This is a genomic window from Flammeovirga pacifica (assembly GCF_000807855.2).
Classification (GTDB): Bacteria; Bacteroidota; Bacteroidia; order Cytophagales; family Flammeovirgaceae; genus Flammeovirga; species Flammeovirga pacifica.
Genome location: NZ_JRYR02000001.1, coordinates 2,166,368 through 2,185,349, shown reverse-complemented (window position 1 = coordinate 2,185,349; position 18,982 = coordinate 2,166,368). Strand labels below are relative to the sequence as shown.

Sequence of the window (18,982 nt, the reverse complement as noted above, 5' to 3'; positions counted from 1 at the left end):
TTTTATGGGGTAGATGCTGTTTTTTCATCAACTAAATTTAGATTTAAATTTTCTATGTCTTTCTTTCTTGCATAAGGGAAACTATCAAGGTAATTGAAGGAATAATAGGAATTCAGACCTGATATACCTGCAGTATCAATTTTATCTAATCTAATGTAGCCCATTTCACTTATTGCATTTTCTGGGATAACAATATGTTGTATTTCCCCAACTATCATCACAGTATTGTTACTTTTAATTGGGATCTCTTCTCTTAATTCGAGTCCAATTTTCACTTTTGCTTCTTTTACAAATGGAGCATCGAAACCATGAATATATTCTGGGGTAAAATGACATTTTTCAAACTCAGACTCACCTTCATCCAGTTTAGCTGAAGTATAGTGCGCCCTCATAATTTGATTTGTATTGACATGGTTAATGGTGTATACTTTGTTTTCGAATATATTTCGTAAAGTATGTCTCGGAACATCTTGGGAAGGTCGACTAATAAAACCCAGTAGTGCAGGATCACTTCCTAAATGCACTACTGAGCTAAAAATTGCAAGGTTCTCACCATACTTTACAGACGAAGTCCCGATGAGATTAGCAGGTTTAATGCCTGTGATACTATTGATCAAATTCAGACGTTTAATTCTGTTCATCTCAATAATATGATCTTTTGTTAAGTGCATATGTTTTAATTTATAGTGTAATTTCTAGGTTTTTCTTAAGGTCTTTCTTTACTAATTTCCAGAATTTGAAAAACGAGTGGTAATCTCCAGTTATAGACGAAATCCAGTCTCTAGCTTCTTTGATACCTTCATAATGAGAAAATGCAGGATGTTCTTTATAGTAAACATCATTATTTCCAAGGATAGTTTTTAGCTCATCGAATTCACCAACAAAACATTGTATTCCTTCAATATTTTTTGATAAATCAAGAATGAAATCAAGGACATTTTTTGAAACGGGATATTTTTTAAAATGAGAAGGTTCTAGAAGTAAAATTCGATTTCCTTCTTTATCACTGTGCCAAGAAGGGTCCAACTGATAAGAATTATAAATGAATGTAGGAAGCGATTGATTAATAACTAATGGATCAACAACTGGTAAATCAGTAGTGAATTGATACTCTGTGGTGAGTGATAATTCTTGAGGTATACTTTGGTGTTCAAAATCCTCATAGGATACATCTAAATAAGTATCCTTTTGCATTGTATGTGTGTATTTATTGATGTTTTCTTGATTGGCAAAATACTTTTTGTTGGAATTAGCTCCACATACCCATTGCCAAGACAATGCATTCGATGCCCAATCCCCATCAAGTAAGTGATAATACATCCATTGTGCAGGCGATTTCCAATGAGATTGACCAATGTTACAAATCAACATACTGATATACATTCTCATATGATTATGCATGTAACCAGTTTGTTCTAGATTTTCAATACTTTGATTAATAACATCAATACCCGTCGATTTATCTAGGATAGCAACAGGAAGTTGATAATGAGAAACATTAGGTTGTGTTTTCTTCAAATCTTGATCAATTTGATCTTCTTTATGTATCCATATTTGTTGCCAATAATCTCTCCAAGCCAATTCTTGTATGAACTTCTCAATTTTACTAAACTCATATCCTTTACTTATAAGTAATTGATAAACCATTTTAGTAGAAATAACCCCTCTTGATATATATGGTGATAGATAGGATACTCTACCGTCAATGTAATTACGTGAGGCTGCATACCGTTCAGGTGAGTAGTTATTTAAATAACTGAGTATTTCAGAATATTTGGTAGGGAATTGCATAAAGGATAATTTTTAGTTTCAGATATTAAATGCAGATCCCTTGATATTGTTTGAAGAATGGCGAATAAAGTTTTTTTTAATGGAGTTTATATAGATAAAATAGTATCATTTAAACATTGATTTAAATGTTACTATATCAATTTTAAAATTTAACTCAACCTTTCTCTACCAATAGAACTATATGATACACCCCAAAAATCAATATCAAGTAAATAGTATTTCAAAATTAATTATCCTTTAGAATGGATTCTTTCAAAACAGGTGTTTTTATTATCGATAAGGTTGTTTGTGACAATTAAATAAATTTTCACATTTTTTAATTTTTACCCATTTTTATCAAAAAACCGAATGAATGAATACTTACTTCTGTAATAAATACCACTTATTGAGTTATTGTACTTTTTTTATAGATGAGTGAAAAGTTATTCATTTTTAAATGAAATTTAATGGAATTTTTTTTCAAAAAGTCTGTCACAAACAAAGCAAATAGGTTGTTATACTTGCGAAAATTAAATGTTTTGCGAGTTTGAATTGAACTTGTTTCAAACCAACCGTAGACAAAATTTTTTAAGAACGAACAAATTAAATGGGTTGTGCAATTTTAAAATTGTACAATTCTAAGAATAAAGAGATATGACAGACACGAACCAACTGCTGAAAGAGACGCCGATTGCCATTGTAGGTATGGCCTCTGTATTTGCAGATTCTGAGAACCTTGAGAAGTATTGGGAGAATATCATCCAAGGGGTAGACTGTATCAAAGAAGTTCCAGACGATAGATGGAAAATCGATGATTACTATGATCCAAATCCATTAGCGGAAGATAAAACTTATTGTAAAGTAGGTGGCTTTGTTCCTAAGATTGATTTCAATCCAATGGAGTTCGGTTTACCACCCAATATTCTTGAAGTAACAGATGCTTCTCAGTTATTAGGTCTTGCAGTTGCAAAAGATGCTTTGATCGATTCTGGCTATGCTCCAGGTTCTGATTCTTTAAAATCAGAATTGAGAGAAAGAACAGGTGTGATTCTTGGCGTTGGCGGTGGTCAAAAGCTTATCATTCCTTTGACAGCTCGTTTACAATATCCAGTTTGGAGAAGAGCCTTAGAGTCAATGGGAATGCCAGAAGAGCAAATCGCAGTAGCTATCGAAAAAATGAAAGCAGCGTTTGTGCCTTGGACAGAAAATTCATTCCCAGGTTTATTGGGTAACGTAATTTCTGGTCGTATTGCCAATCGTTTTGATTTCGGTGGTATCAACTCAGTAGTAGATGCAGCTTGTGCAGCTTCTTTATCTGCTATTAAAATGGCAGTAGCTGAATTGGTAGAAGGTAGAGCAGATATGATGATTACAGGTGGTGTAGATACAGATAACTCACCATTCATGTACATGTCATTCTCTAAAACTCCAGCGTTCTCACGTAAAGGTAGCATTCGTCCATTTGACGGTGAGTCAGACGGTATGTTGATTGGTGAAGGTGTTGGTATGATGGTCATGAAACGTTTAGAAGATGCGGAACGTGATGGAGATAAAATTTATGCTGTAGTTAACGGTGTAGGTGGTTCTTCAGATGGTCGTTACAAATCAGTTTATGCTCCACGTCCTTCAGGTCAAGCTTTAGCAATGCGTAGAGCATATGAAGAAGCAGGATATGATCCGTCAACAGTTGGTTTAATTGAAGCACACGGTACTGGTACAAATGCAGGTGACGCATCGGAAGGTGAGTCAATGGGTATGGTATTCGGAAACGACGGTTCAAATACAAATCATATTGCGTTAGGTTCAGTGAAATCTCAAATTGGTCATACAAAAGCAGCAGCAGGTGCAGCAGGTATGATTAAAGCAGCACTAGCGTTACATCATAAAATCCTTCCGGGTACTATCAATGTAACTAACCCTAACCCGAAATTAGATATTGATAAGAAAGCATTCTATATCAATTCAGAAACACGTCCTTGGTTCCAAAAAGATGCACAAACTCCTTTAAGAGCAGGTGTATCAGCATTTGGTTTTGGTGGTGTTAACCTTCACTTCTCAATGGAGGAGTACAAAGGACAAACAATCGAGAAAAATAGAGTTCACAATATCCACAGACAATGGTTACTTTCTGAAGTATCATCATCTGCCTTGGTAGCGTTGGCTCAGAAACATATTACAGGTCTTAAAGGAGCAGAAGCTAAAGCATACTACAAAGAAGTATCAACAACAGCATTTGCAGAAAACGTACCTGTTAATCAACCAAGAGTTGGTTTTGTAGCTTCATCAATTGAAGAAGCGACAAAAAAATTAGAAGCTTTTGTTGCAGCGTTATCGAAAGATGCCAATACAGCAGAGTGGAAAAACCCAATTTTAAATGTTTGGTATAGAAGCACTGCTTACAATGGTAAGGACAATGTAGCTGCATTATTTGCAGGACAAGGTTCTCAATATACTAACATGGGTAACGAGATCGCTTGGTCATTCCCACAAGTTCGTGAGGTATTCGCGAAAGTGAATGGTGCATTTGAAGCAAGCAATCAAAAACCTTTAACTGAAACTGTTTATCCAATTCCTGTATTCAGTGATGAGGAGCGTAAAAAACAACAAGCGGTACTTACACAAACAGAAAATGCGCAGCCAGCAATTGGTGCATTAAGTGTGGGTATGTATCACATTTTACAAAACGCAGGTTTCAAAGCAAGCTATTTTGCAGGTCACTCTTATGGTGAACTTTCAGCATTGTACGCTTCAGGTGCAATTGATCTAGCAACATTTATCAAACTTTCGAAAGAAAGAGGTCAAGCAATGTCAGCGCAATCAGGTATTGACGCTGGTACTATGATGGCTGTTAAAGGTGATGTTGTAGCAGTTCAACCTTATATAGGTAAATACCAAAATGTTCAGGTAGCAAATATCAACTCTGGTACACAAACTATTTTAGGTGGTGCTAAGAACGAGTTGGAAGCGTTAAAATCAGAACTAAAGGCAGCGGGCTTATTAGCGACTATCCTTCCTGTTTCTGCAGCATTCCACACACCATTTGTTGGACATGCTTCTAAACCATTTGCAGCAGTACTTGATCAAACAAACATTACGGCACCTCAAGGAAAGCTTTACTCTAATACATTAGGTACAGCTTACCCTGCACAGCCTCAGTTTATCAAAGAAACTTTAAAGAGACATATTTTAAGTCCAGTTAAATTCAAGGAACAAATCGAGAAGATGTACCAAGAAGGTGCAAGAGTGTTTGTTGAATTTGGACCTAAGAATATTCTTTCAAACTTAACTTCTGAAATCTTAGCGGGTCAAGATCACCAAGTGATTTCTTTAAACCCTAACGCAAAGAAAAACTCTGATGTTCAGTTGAGAGAAGCAGCTATCCAATTAGCTGTAATGGGTATTCAAATCCAAAACTTTGATCCGTATGCAAGACCAGTTGTAGCAGCTGGAGCGAAGTCAAAAATGAATGTACAAATTTCAGGTACAAACTATTTGACAGACGGTTTCAAGAAAAGATACCAAGATATTTTAGAGAAAGGTGGAAAAGTACTTTCTCAAAAAGCACCAATCGTTGAAGAAATCGAGACGGTGATTGCTGAGACAACAGACATGTCTCAAATTATTGAAGAAAAAATTCGTCAGAAACAAAATTCAGCTTCCATGGCAGAGAAGGCAGTATTGGATCAAATCCAAGCAGATATTCAGCGTTTGACTGAACAGCAAAATAGAATTGAGCAAATGTTATCGTCATTGTTCAATATGCAAGCAGATAACCAATTAGGTGCAGGTCAAGCAGTAGCTGCTCAACAAATCGCAGCTCCTTCTCAAGAGGTAGTTAATCCAGTAGCAACACCAGCTCCAGTGGCAGCACCTGTACAAGCAGCGGCTCCAGCAGCTCCAGCACAAGGTGGTGTTTCTAATGCAGCAATCGAAGCATCTTTATTAGAAGTAATCGCTGAGAAGACAGGTTACCCATCTGAGATGTTAGAAATGGGAATGGATATGGAAGCTGATCTAGGTATCGACTCTATCAAACGTGTAGAGATCTTCGGTGCAATGACAGAAGCAAATCCTTCAGTACAAGGAGTAGATCCACAAGAATTAGCAGAGTTAAGAACATTGGCTCAAATTGCTGAATATATTTCAGGAAAAGCAGGTGCAACTTCAGCACCAGCAGCGGCTCCAGTAGCAACACCAGCTCCGGCAGCAGCACCTGTACAAGCAGCAGCTCCAGTAGCACCAGCACAAGGTGGTGTTTCTAATGCTGAAATCGAAGCATCTTTATTAGAAGTAATCGCTGAGAAGACAGGTTACCCATCTGAGATGTTAGAAATGGGAATGGATATGGAAGCTGATTTAGGTATCGACTCTATCAAACGTGTAGAGATCTTCGGTGCGATGACAGAAGTAAATCCATCAGTTCAAGGAGTAGATCCACAAGAATTAGCAGAGTTAAGAACATTAGCTCAAATTGCTGAATATATTTCAGGAAAAGCAGGTGCAACTTCAGCACCAGCAGCGGCTCCTGCAGCAGCACCTGTACAAGCAGCAGCTCCAGTAGCACCAGCACAAGGTGGAGTAACAAATGCAGAAATCGAAGCATCACTTTTAGAAGTAATTGCCGAGAAGACAGGTTACCCAGCAGAGATGTTGGAAATGGGTATGGACATGGAAGCTGATTTAGGAATTGATTCTATCAAGCGTGTTGAAATCTTCGGTGCAATGACAGAAGCAAATCCATCAGTTCAAGGAGTAGATCCACAAGAATTAGCCGAGTTGAGAACGTTAGCTCAGATTGCTGAGTATATCTCTTCAAAGGCAGGAGCGTCCACCCCCAGTGTAACGGCGAATACTAATTCGTCAATCGCGGAAAAAAAAAAGTCTACTAACGAAGTAGAAACAGCAACTGTAGCAGAAGGTCATACGTCTTTCGTCTCTGGAAACTATGATCGTGTAGCTCGCTACTCTGTGAAGTTGAAATATATTCCCGAGCCAGATCAATTGGTGATCGAGAAAAATGCAGACGCATGGACAGTCATTACAAATGATGGCTCGGGATTAACAGTTTCTTTAGCACAAGAATTATTGGCTGAAGGAAGAAAAGTAGCTGTATTGACAATGCCAGCTTCATTGGTTCGTCAATCAGCAGTGACTTTACCAAACGAGGTAAAGGAGATTGCTCTAGCTGAAATTTCTGATGATGCGATCAAAGCAGCATTAGCACAAATCGGTGGAGTAGATCAATTTATTAATGTACACCCTCACTTTAGATTCCCGTTAGGTCAATGGGGAATGCACTTCGACAAAGAAAAAGAATTGTTGAAAGCAGCTTACTTATTGGCAAAACATCTTAAGCCTGGGTTAAATGAATATGCTTCTAAATCAACTAGAGCATCATTCATGACAGTTACTCGTTTAGAAGGTGCGTTTGGTACTAAAAATCCTGGTAATGTTTCAGTAATCGGTGGTGGATACTTCGGATTAACTAAATCATTAAACTTAGAATGGACGAACGTATTCTGTAGAGGTGTGGATATTTCTCCACAGTTAAAAGCGGAAGAAGCAGCTAAGAAAATTGTTGCTGAATTAAATGACGCTGATATCAATACTACAGAAACTTCTTACAACGATGAAGGAAAACGTTTCACTCTGGCAGCAGTAGAAGAAGCACATACAGCAGGTACAGTTCGTACATCAAGTATTACTTCTAAAAGCGTATTCTTAGTAACTGGCGGAGCCAAAGGTGTAACGGCAGATTGTGTTAGAGCAATGGCTAAAACGTACAAATCTAAGTTTATCTTAGTAGGTCGTTCGGCATTGACTACAGAAGAGCCAACGTGGGCACAAGGTGTGGCAGATGAGCCAGCATTAAAAAGAAATGCTATGATGTTCTTGAAGGATAGCGGTGAAAAACCACTTCCTAAGACAGTAAACAGAATGGTAGGTGCGGTACTTTCTCAAAGAGAAATCCAAGAGAACTTAGCGTATATTCAAAGTGTTGGAGCAGAAGCTCACTATACTGCAGCAGATGTAACGGATGCTGAAAAATTAAAAGCAGCTGTAGCACCAATCGTGGCTAACACAGGAGCAATTACAGGAATCATTCATGGTGCAGGTCGTTTAGCAGACAAACTGATAGAAAACAAAACAGCAACAGACTTCGATAACGTTTATGATGTGAAGATTTCAGGACTATTAGCCGCAGTAGCAGCAGGTAGTATCCATGATATCAAACACGTTGTATTGTTCTCTTCTGTAGCCGGTTTCTACGGTAACGTTGGTCAGACAGATTATGCAATTGCTAATGAGGTATTGAATAGAGTAGCTCACTTATTCAAGAAAAACCATCCAGATGTACACCTTGCTTCAATTAACTGGGGAGCTTGGGATGCAGGTATGGTAAGCGGAGAATTAAAGAAATTATTCGAAGCACACGGTGTGTCTCTTGTTCCTTCTGATGAAGGTCCAGTGGCCATGGTGGATCAATTAAGTGATGCTTTCAAAGATCAACCTCAAGTGATTTTAGGAGGAACTTTACCTCTTGCAAAAGCAGATATAACAGGTGATTTGAAAACGTATACGATCAAAAGAAACATGACTGAAGGTAAGAATCCTTTCTTACAACATCACATGATTCAAGGTAATGCAGTATTACCGATCGTAAATGCTTCTACTTGGATGGTACAAACGGCTACGGATTTATATCCTGGTTTCAATATCCAAAGAGTAGATAACGCAAAACTTTTCAAAGGAATTGTATTTGATGGTACTCAAGCGGAAGACTACACGATTAAAGTGACAGAGACGTCAAAATCAGAAAATACTGTAACGTTGACAGTGAACGTCTCTAGCGATAATGGAGGTAAACTTCCGCTTAACCATTACCAAACACAAATTACTTTAACTTCTGAAACAGTTGAAGCACCAGTGTTGGCATTACCAAATGGTTCGATTACACCGGCAGTAGCAGATGCTACTTCAGTTTACACAGACGGTACACTTTTCCACGGAGCTGATTTCAACGGTATCAAGTCAATTCTTGAAATGGACGAAAAAAGCATGTTATTCTTATGTGAGCACGAAGGTGTAACAGAGGAAAGACAAGGTCAGGTTCCAGTGAAAAAAGTGAATCCTTACTTAATGGATATCATGTATCAAGGAGCAGTCGTTTGGGTACGTCGCTTCCACGGTGCTGCAAGTTTACCACTAAGTACTGATTACGTTGAGATCTTCGATGCACTTCCATTTGGAAAACCATTCTATGTGAAGATCGAAGTGAAAAAAGCAGATGACTTCTCGATGGTTTCAGATATCACAGCCTATGATGCTGAAACTGGAAAAGTTTATATGAAAAGTTACGGAGCGGCGATGACTATCAGTCGTGAATTAACTTGGTCTTAAGACCACACACACATCAATAATGGTTCAGGTCTTTCGTTAGACCTGGGCCATCTAAGTGATGAAGTTTTAGACTTTGTCATTCGTTTAAGTGAGAATCTTAGACAACAAAATTGAAAGTAAAACTCTTCTTGGTTGGCCTTGAAGGGAGAATTAGAAAGAGGTTACATTTCAATTTTACTTCTCTTTTTAAAAGAGATAAAATAAGATATAGAATGAGTAAAAAAGACAAAATAGCAGTCATTGGTATGGGAGGTTTATTCCCCGGTTCATCTACATTGGATGGATTCTGGAATAACCTACTTGATAACAAAGACTTAGTAACCTTATCTGATGAGGTAACGTTTGGACAAGATCCCGAGCGTTTATATCATACAGAAAAAGGTAAATTGGATAAATGCTATGCGATTCGTGGTGGATATGTTCGAAATTTCGATTTTGATCCATCAGGCTATAATATCCAAAAAGACTTACTAGCAAAACAAGACGATCAATTTAAGTGGTCGTTGTATGTCGCTCAACAAGCATTACAAGACAGTGGTTACTGGCAAAACACTAAAGATAAAAACTGTGGTGTTATTGTGGGTAACTTGTCATTCCCGACACGTCGTTCTCGTCAAATATTTGCACCTATTTATGCAGATATGGCAGGTCAGATCTTTACAGAATTGACAGGTGAGCAAATCAAAGTTCCTTTTGCTAACACCGATTACGATGCAAACATTCACGAAACTTTATTAACGAATTCTCCTTCTTCCTTGATCGCTCAAGCGGTAGGATTAAATTCAACACATTACTCTTTGGATGCTGCATGTGCTTCATCACTTTATGCTATTAAATTGGCAATTGATGAATTACAATTAGGAAAAGCAGATATGATGTTGGCCGGTGCTGTAAGTGGTGCCGATCCATTGTTTATCCATATGGGCTTCTCTTATTTCCATGCGTATGCTCGTATGAACGAAAAGTCAGCTCCTCTTGATAATACATCAGGTGGTTTGACTTCTTCTGAAGGTGCAGGTATGGTCGTGCTAAAAAGATTAAGTGATGCCAAAAGAGACGGAGATAAAATATTAGCCGTAATCGATGGTGTTGGTTTATCTAACGATGGTAAAGGAAAGTTCTTACTAAGCCCTAATCCTAAAGGACAAAAGTTGGCTTTCGAAAGAGCCTATGAAGGAACGAACCTTACTCCAGAAGAAATTGATTATTTAGAGTGTCACGCTACGGGTACTCCTTTGGGAGATACCACAGAAATTAACTCTATTAGCGATTTCTTTGCAGAGGGAGACGTAAAACCTCCTTTCTTAGGTTCTGTAAAATCTAACATGGGTCACTTACTAACAGCAGCCGGTATGACAGGTATGCTGAAAGTAATCTTGGCCATGCAAAAGAAATTTATTCCTGCGACTATCAAAATTGATGGAGCAGTACATTCTAACGATCAAAAAGTTTCTAGAGACCAATTGATGTTAGAAAATAAAGAGTGGCCATTAAAAGGCGATCAACCACATGCAGGTATTAATGCTTTCGGATTTGGAGGTACAAACGCCCACATGATTTTATCGGCTTATGATGAACAATTAGAAGTTACTCAAGAAAAAATCACCTCACCCAAACAATCTCTATCTATAGTTGGTATGGACCTTCATTTTGGAGGATGTACCAACTTGGAAGAGTTCTATCTTTCTTTATACAAAGGCGATCAATTCTTTAAAAGCCTGCCAGCCAACCGTTGGAAAGGTATGGAAGAATTGGATACTTTAAAGAAAGGGTTAGGTCTTGATGATATCAACAAGTTGAAAGGTGCTTGGTTGGAAGAATTTGATTTGGATATTCTCCGTTTCAAAATTCAACCAAAAGAAGCAGAAAGATTAACCCTTCAACAAACATTGATGTTGACAGTAGCCGATAGAGCATTATTTGATGCCGGTTTACAAGATGCACAAGGTAAAGGAGCGAACATTGCGGTGTTAACTGCGATGGAATCTGAATTAGAGATCCACCACCGTATGGGACGTTGGGATCTAATTTGGCAGGTTGAAAAAGCATTAGAAATGTCTGGTTTAGACATGGAAGTGAAAAAGAAGGATTCTCTTTCTGATGTTTTAAAGAACTCTGTATTCCAAGCTTTCGAAGATCATTCTCCATCTGAACATACAGGTTTTATCGGTAATATTATCTCTAGTAGATTGTCTGCTTTATGGGATTTTACCGGACCATCTTTTACAATTTCATCTAACGAAAATGCAGTTTACAAAGCCCTAGATGTAGCAAGAAATATGCTTGCCTTAGGCGAAGTTGACGCTGTTGTTTTAGGTGCGATTGATTTAGCGGGTAGCATGGAAGGTGTCTTAAGCCGTCACGTTTTAAACCAAGTGAATACAGGGGATCTCTCTATGGGATGGAACACTGAATCGAACGGTTGGAATGTAGGTGAAGGAGCCGGTGCAATTGTGATTAAGCGTTCTGCGGATGCTAAAAACGATAGAGTATATGCACAGATAGATGATATTTCGATTGTACAATCAGATTTAGCGTCTCTCAATGGAGAAATTGATGCACAATCTGTAGCTAAAGGAGCAGAACAATTACTTCAAGGAAATAATTTGGATGCTTCTGATATCGGATTATTGGAAGTTTCAGCATCAGGTATTCCTACGGAAGATAGAGCAGAAATTGCAGGTCTTACTTCCGTATACAAATCATCAGATGATAAGTTAACATGTGCATTAGGTTCTGCCAAAGCCACTGTAGGGCATACCTACTCTGCTTCTGGTATTGCCTCAATTATTAGATCTGCTTTAGCACTTTATCACAGATTTATTCCTGCTACACCTCAATGGACAGGACCTAAATTTGAGCAAGATTTTAAAAATACTCCTTTCTATGTACCTCAGGTATCATCACCTTGGGTAGTAGAAGAAGGCAAAAATACTTTAAGGGCTGCGATCTCTGGTTTAGCTACCGACGGATCTTCAGCTCACGTACTTTTATCAGAAGGTAGTCATCCAAAGTTAGATGAAAGAAGTCCTTACTTGGCTAAAGGTGGAGAGCGTTTGTTCCCATTGTCGATTGAAACGCCTGGTGCGATCAATCATCAATTATTGGCCATGATTACGGATGTGGAAACAAATGGTTTCCTAGAAACTTCGGATCAACTTTGTGAGACTTTTAATCCAAAAGCACCTATAAAACCGATTTTCGTTGCAAAAAGTGTAGAAGAACTTTTACGTGATGTAGAGTTTTTCCAAAAGCATATGAAGATCGCTTTTAAAGAGAACAGGGCATTACAAATGCCATCGGGAAGTTACTATAATCCTGCTCCGTTAGGAGACAAGACAAAAGTAGCGATGGTTTACCCAGGTTCTGGTGCAGCTTATCAAGGATTTGGAGCATCTTTATTACAGATGTTCCCAAGTCTTTACGATCACATTAAAGACTCTGTGAATTATCCAAACAGAGCATTCTTTACCGAATACTTATATCCTAGAACGCTGAAGAAACCGAGCGCTGAGGAAATCAAACTTCAAGAAGAAAACCTTGGAACTAATGCTTTACCAGTGATGGCTATTGGTGTAGCTTTTGCAACGGCTTATTCTGTTTTACTTCAAGATATTTTGAAAGTGAAGCCGGATGCTTTGGCAGGGTATAGCATGGGCGAAACGTCTAGTTTATGGTACGGTCAAGGTCTTTGGGATGGACATTTAGTAGATGAGAAATTCTTAGAATCTAATGTGTTCTCTGAAGTTGTTGGTGGTGCTATGACAATTCTTGGTGAAGAATGGGGGATGACTCCAGAAGTAGCTAAAGAAAAATGGCGTAGTCGTTTAATTACGCTCAACGCACAAAAACTAGGACATGCCACTTTAGAAGATTGGTTTAGAGCAGAGGTAGAAGGGAAGTACGAAAGAGTGTACTTGACTTTCATTAATACCGACTCTGAAATCATCTTATCTGGGGATAATGAGGTGTTAGAGCAAATCATGCAAAAGCATCAATTATCATCGGTAACATTAACGATCAACAACTGTGTGCACCATCCATTTATTCGCCGTGTAACGGAGGAGTTTGTACGTATGCACCATTTACCATTGCAAAAAGAGGTGCAACCTACAGTGTATTCTGGGGTGACGTATCAGCCAATGGAGATCAATGAAGATGTGATTGCCAACAATGCAAAAGAAGTATGTTGTCAGGAGGTGAATTTACCGAAGTTGGTAAGAAGCCTTCACAAAGATGGTCATCAGATATTTGTGGAAGTAGGAGCTAATGCTACGCTTTCTAGATGGATTGGTGAGATCTTAAAAGGAGAACAACATACAACAATTGCCACCGATCGTAAAGGATCGGATTCTCTGAAGAGTTTCTTAGGAATGATTGCTCAAATGCTAGGTCAAGGAATTGATGTAGACTTGAATGCAGTCGTAAGTAAGACGTCGGAAAGAGGCATCAAAAAGAAGAAAATATATAAAACTTTAAATACTGGTGGAAACCGTTTCCAAGAGTTTGCTTTCACAGCAGAAAACAAGGCAGCCTTCCATCAATCAGTAAACAAAGTCAACGATCAGATTCCTGTATTGGAAGGGGATGATTACGATATGTTTGCTGTTCCAAATAATGAACAAACCACTCAAGAAGATATGAATACCTTAGATGTTATTGAAGAAAAGGTGAAACAGAAGATTGCTGAAAATGGTTTAGCACTTCACGATTTTGATTCGGCAGAATACAAGGCAAGTAAGAAAGATGCGATCTGGAATGAGAAAGATCTTGAAACTTTTGCTACTGGTAAAATTGCAGATGTATTCGGACCAGAATACGCTATTATTGATACTTACCCATGTAGAGTAATGTTACCAATGGCTCCTTACTTATTGGTAAGCCGTGTAACTCAATTAAATGCAAAAACAAATGAGTACAAGCCTTCTAGCTTGACTACGGAATATGATATTCCTTACAACTCATGGTTTGCTACAGATGGACAAATTCCTTGGGCTGTAGCTGTAGAATCAGGTCAGTGTGACTTATTATTGATTTCATACTTAGGTATTGACTTCCAAAACAAAGGAGAATACAAATACCGTCTATTGGATTGTACTTTAACTTTCTTAGACGATCTTCCTTTCGAAGGACAAACATTACGTTACGACATTAGCATTGATAGCTATGTTAGAAACGGTAATAACTTATTGTTCTTCTTCCGTTACGATTGCTACGTAGAAGACCGTATGGTATTGAAGATGAGAGGCGGTTGTGCCGGATTCTTTAACGAAGCAGATTTAGCAGAAGGACAAGGAGTAGTTTTCAAACCTTCAGAAATTGAAGAAAGAAACAACCGTAAGCAACAATTCTTCGAGCCATTATTACACTGTAACAAAACTTCTTTCAACCAAGAAGAGCTTTTAGCTTTAACTAACGGTGATTTAGAAGGTGTATTTGGAGCGGATTACAATACATTAAATAGAAACAAATCGTTACGTCTTCCTCCAAAAGATATTTTGATGTTGGATAGAATTACTGAATTAAACCTTAAAGGTGGTTCTTCAGGAATTGGTTTTATCGAAGCAGAGAAAGATTTGAAAGCAGACGATTGGTACTTCCCATGTCACTTTAGAGATGATGAAGTATTGGCAGGATCACTTCAAGCTGAAGGTGGCGGACAATTATTGCGTTTCTTGATGTTATACATGGGTATGCAACGTCTAACTAAAGACGCTCGTTTCCAACCTGTATTAGACATCCCTCAAAAAGTAAGATGTCGTAAAGAAGTAAACGCAAAAGACGGTAAGCTTATCTACCGTATGGATGTTAAAGAAATTGGTCTAGTGCCAGAACCATACGTAGTAGCTGACTTAGAAATTATCTATGACGATTTATCTTCTGTATACTTCGAAAACTTAGGTTTAAGATTACAAGAGAAAGATAATCCACAATACAAAAAAGACCTTGCAAACACTAACCATGGTGTGTATGTAAAACCTGTAAACAAAGAGGTTTTATTGGATGAGGGTGACATCACTCAATTTGCACTAGGTCCAGTATATAAATGTTTCGGCGACGAGTACAAAGTATTCGAAGGACGTTCATTATCACGTCAGCCAAACACAGACTTACAAGTTATCTCGAGAGTATTATCGATCAGTAATGAGAGACACGACTTTAGAAATAATCCTACGATTATCTCTGAGTACGATGTACCTGTAGATGCTTGGTACTTTAAGCAAAATGCTTCTCCAGTTATGCCTTATTCGGTATTGATGGAAGTTGCATTACAGCCATGTGGTTTCTTAGGTGCTTACTTAGGATCTACGTTATCTGTGCCAGACAAAGATTTATTCTTCCGTAACCTAGATGGTGATGGTGAGATGTTAGTAGATGTTGATCTTCAAGGAAAAACAATCACGAACAAAGTAGTGATGACGTCTCATACTAACCTTGCAGGTACGGTATTACAACGTTATACATTCGAACTTTCAGTAGACGGAACAGTCTTCTATGTTGGTTCATCATCATTTGGTTTCTTTACAGTAGCCGATCTTTCTAGCCAAGCAGGTTTAGACTCAGGCGAAAAAGTAGCTGCATGGAAAGACGTTACGGACTATGATCAAAAGAATGCTATCACATTCAACTTAGATTCATTGTTTGGTAAAATGAAGTTGTACAAGTCTACCAACCCAGCTTCACCAAGATTACACTTGGCAGAAGATCAGTTGAACTTGTTAGACAGTGCAACAATCATTAAAGAAGGTGGTAAGTACGGTAAAGGATATATCCACGCTACTCGTGCGATCAATAATTACGATTGGTTCTTCACATGTCACTTCTACCAAGATCCTGTAATGCCAGGTTCATTAGGTGTTGAAGCGATCCATCAAGCGGTACAAGTTTGGGCGTTACAAAATGGTTTAGGTGATGGTCTTGCTAACGTAGGATTTAACCACCATGCTCCAAACAAAACAGTTTGGAAATACAGAGGTCAAATCCTTCAAGGTGATCCAACAATGAACTTAGATTGCCATATCAAAGAAGTAACGAAGGAGAATGGTAAAGTCGTGATTCTTGTGGATGCTAACCTTTGGAAAGGTGATTTAAGAATCTACGAATTAACGGATCTTTCTTTAGTAATCGGTTAATTCCAACAGCATCATCAACCCATGATTTAAATTATGGGCTGATGATGCCCCTCTATCACAAGTGACGCTAGCGCTTAACACTTGAAACTATTGATAACACACTTAATTATTCATTCAAAAAGATGAATACTACATTGACAAAAAATAACGGCTTAAAGACAGCTACTAAATCTACTTCTAAGTGGTTTGGTGCATCAAGCTTTGCAAAATATACAAAAGAGGAGATCAAGCAACAGTTCGAGAAATTGGACAAGCAGTTGTTTGTGATCAGAAACCAAGAAGGTACAGTAGGAGTAGCAGACGGAATGGGTACAGCCTCATCGTCTGACTTACAATCTGCTGAACTTATCGGAAATATTCCTGCTTATGCTCCAGAAGCATTGGGTGATCCATCATTTAGAGCAGCCTATGGTTTGAAATATAACTATATGGGTGGTGCAATGGCCAACGGTATTTCTTCGGAAGACTTGGTAATTGCTTTAGGTAAAGCAGGGATGTTATGTTCGTTTGGTGCAGGTGGATTAATTCCATCTAGAATTGAGCAGGCGATCGATAAGATCCAAGCAGCTTTACCCAACGGACCATATGCCTTCAATTTAATCCACTCGCCAAATGAGGTAGCTTTAGAGCGTGAAGCTTGTGAGCTGTTCTTAAAGCGTGGTGTGAAAGTGATCGAAGCATCAGCATTTATGGATTTAACGCCATTCGTTGTGAAATTCAGAGCGGCAGGGTTAAAGAAAAATGCAGATGGATCTATCCATATGGAAAACAAGATCATTGCCAAAGTATCTCGTTTAGAAGTAGCAGAGAAATTCATGCGTCCAGCACCAAAAACTATTTTGGACAAGTTGGTAGCAGAAGGTCAGATTACTGCTGAGCAAGCAACATTGGCGTTATCAGTTCCTATGGCAGATGATATTACTGTAGAAGCAGATTCTGGTGGGCATACAGATAACAGACCGTTGGTATCATTATTACCTTCTGTATTGTTGTTGAGAAATAGAATTCAAGACGAATTGAACTACCCTGAGCAAGTACGTGTAGGTGCTGCTGGTGGTATTTCTACTCCTCAATCGGTATTGGCCGCTTTTGCTATGGGTGCAGCATTCGTAGTAACAGGTTCAATTAACCAAGCATGTTTAGAGTCGGGTGCATCAGACCACTCTCGTAAGGTGTTAGCACAAGCGGGAATGACAGATATTATGATGGCGCCAGCATCAGATATGTTCGAATTGGGAGTGAAGCTTCAGGTATTGAAGAAAGGAACGTTGTTCGCTCTAAGGGCACAAAAGCTATACGATACGTACAATGCTTATGACGGAATCGATTCCATTCCAGCTAAAGACAGAACAACATTAGAGAAAACAATTTTCCAAGATACTTTAGAGAACATCTGGAAAATGTGTATTGAGTTTTTCCAAGAGCGTGATCCAGAGCAAATCACAAGATCAGAAAACAATCCAAAGCGTAAGATGGCATTGATCTTCCGTTGGTACTTAGGTCTTTCTTCGTCATGGGCTAACCGTGGTGTGAAAGGTAGAGAGTTGGATTACCAAATCTGGTGTGGTCCTGCAATGGGTGCATTCAACGAGTGGGTAAAAGGTACTCCTCTTGAACAATGGGAAAACCGTAAAGCTGTAGACGTTGCTCATGCATTGTTTAACGGTGCAGCTTACTTGTACAGATTGCAATACTTAGAAATGCAAGGTGTACAAATCGACGGTAAATACAAGGCTGCTAGCGTAAGATATTAATCAAGCGCGAACAGACTCATTCATATCTTATTTATTAATAGACCCTGTTGCTTTTGGTGACGGGGTCTTTTTTTTAAGCTAAAAAGTTTTTAATTCTATTTTACAGTTTAATTGATGTTCAATGATATTAGCATCTTGAACAATTCCTGCTTTGATAGGATTCTTTTTATCATTTAATCACTCCCGATAGTTTTTATATTTGTATACATTTATAAAATAGAAGTATCAATTGAATTGATTTTTTTTGCCTTAGGTCAAAGACTTATATCAATATAAAAATTTCTAAGTGACACCTGTTGATTTAAAGCAAAGAACAGTGGAAATTTATTAAACCTTATTATGATTGAATTAATTAAATCGATTAAAGAACTCCATAAAATGTTCTTAAAGGAGGAAATGGATGTTGAAAATGAGCTATCTATAGTTGATAGCCAGATACATGAATTGGAAAAGAAAATTGGTTTACAATTACCTTCTGACTACGTGATGTTTTTAAAAAACGTGAACGGTTTAGAGTCTTATTGTGAAGGGTATAATTTTGGCTCATTTTTGTCAACTAGTGATATTAGACCATTACCTGAAAGAGAGTAGTTACTTTTAGAGTTATATGGCTCAGAAAGTGAGTTTAAATGGTTAAAAAAAAGTATTGTTATTGGAGGTTTATCCAATGAAGAAACATTACTTCTTTTATCGAAGGAGAAAGGTAAATATTATTATTATATGTATGGTGCGTGGATACCTGGTTTTATGAAATTTGATTCTTTCACTGTTCTAAGTATCAAGCCGTCAGGCGTTACTTAGAACTTTATTATTGTATAAGTCTGTGACTTATACCCCCTTTCTACTCCCACAAATTATCATTAACTTTAAAAAACTAATTAAACGATTCATCATGTCTAGATCACATTCTTTCTACGATCAAGA

At 38.0% G+C, this 18,982-nt stretch carries 6 protein-coding genes; 4 read left to right on the top strand and 2 right to left on the bottom strand.

Going from position 1 to position 18,982, the window contains the following annotated elements:
* Window positions 1-2 precede the first annotated feature (2 nt).
* Both NH26_RS08695 and NH26_RS08690 read right to left on the bottom strand, forming a co-directional pair.
* A complete protein-coding gene (locus tag NH26_RS08695; protein WP_044221744.1) occupies window positions 3-671 on the bottom strand; it encodes a flavin reductase family protein in 669 nt (222 codons plus the stop codon).
* Window positions 672-681: 10 nt separating this feature from the next.
* Window positions 682-1,791: an FAD-binding domain-containing protein gene (locus NH26_RS08690; RefSeq protein ID WP_044221747.1), complete on the bottom strand. Its 1,110-nt coding sequence runs from the start codon at window positions 1,789-1,791 to the stop codon at window positions 682-684.
* Window positions 1,792-2,424: 633 nt separating this feature from the next.
* Here NH26_RS08690 and NH26_RS08685 point away from each other — a divergent pair.
* The 4 genes from NH26_RS08685 (at window position 2,425) to NH26_RS08670 (ending at window position 18,649) form a co-directional block, all read left to right on the top strand.
* Window positions 2,425-9,171, top strand: a complete 6,747-nt coding sequence (locus NH26_RS08685) for a type I polyketide synthase (protein ID WP_071397125.1) — start codon at window positions 2,425-2,427, stop codon at window positions 9,169-9,171.
* Between the two features lie 212 nt (window positions 9,172-9,383).
* Window positions 9,384-16,304, top strand: coding sequence for a type I polyketide synthase (locus NH26_RS08680; protein WP_044228063.1), 6,921 nt, complete (start codon window positions 9,384-9,386; stop codon window positions 16,302-16,304).
* Window positions 16,305-16,426: 122 nt separating this feature from the next.
* On the top strand, window positions 16,427-18,058 hold the full coding sequence (locus tag NH26_RS08675; RefSeq protein WP_044228066.1) for a PfaD family polyunsaturated fatty acid/polyketide biosynthesis protein: 1,632 nt from the start codon (window positions 16,427-16,429) through the stop codon (window positions 18,056-18,058).
* A 339-nt stretch (window positions 18,059-18,397) separates the two neighbouring features.
* Entirely contained in the window at window positions 18,398-18,649 is a 252-nt protein-coding gene (locus NH26_RS08670; protein ID WP_044228070.1) for an SMI1/KNR4 family protein, read from the top strand.
* The last annotated feature ends 333 nt before the right edge of the window (window positions 18,650-18,982 follow it).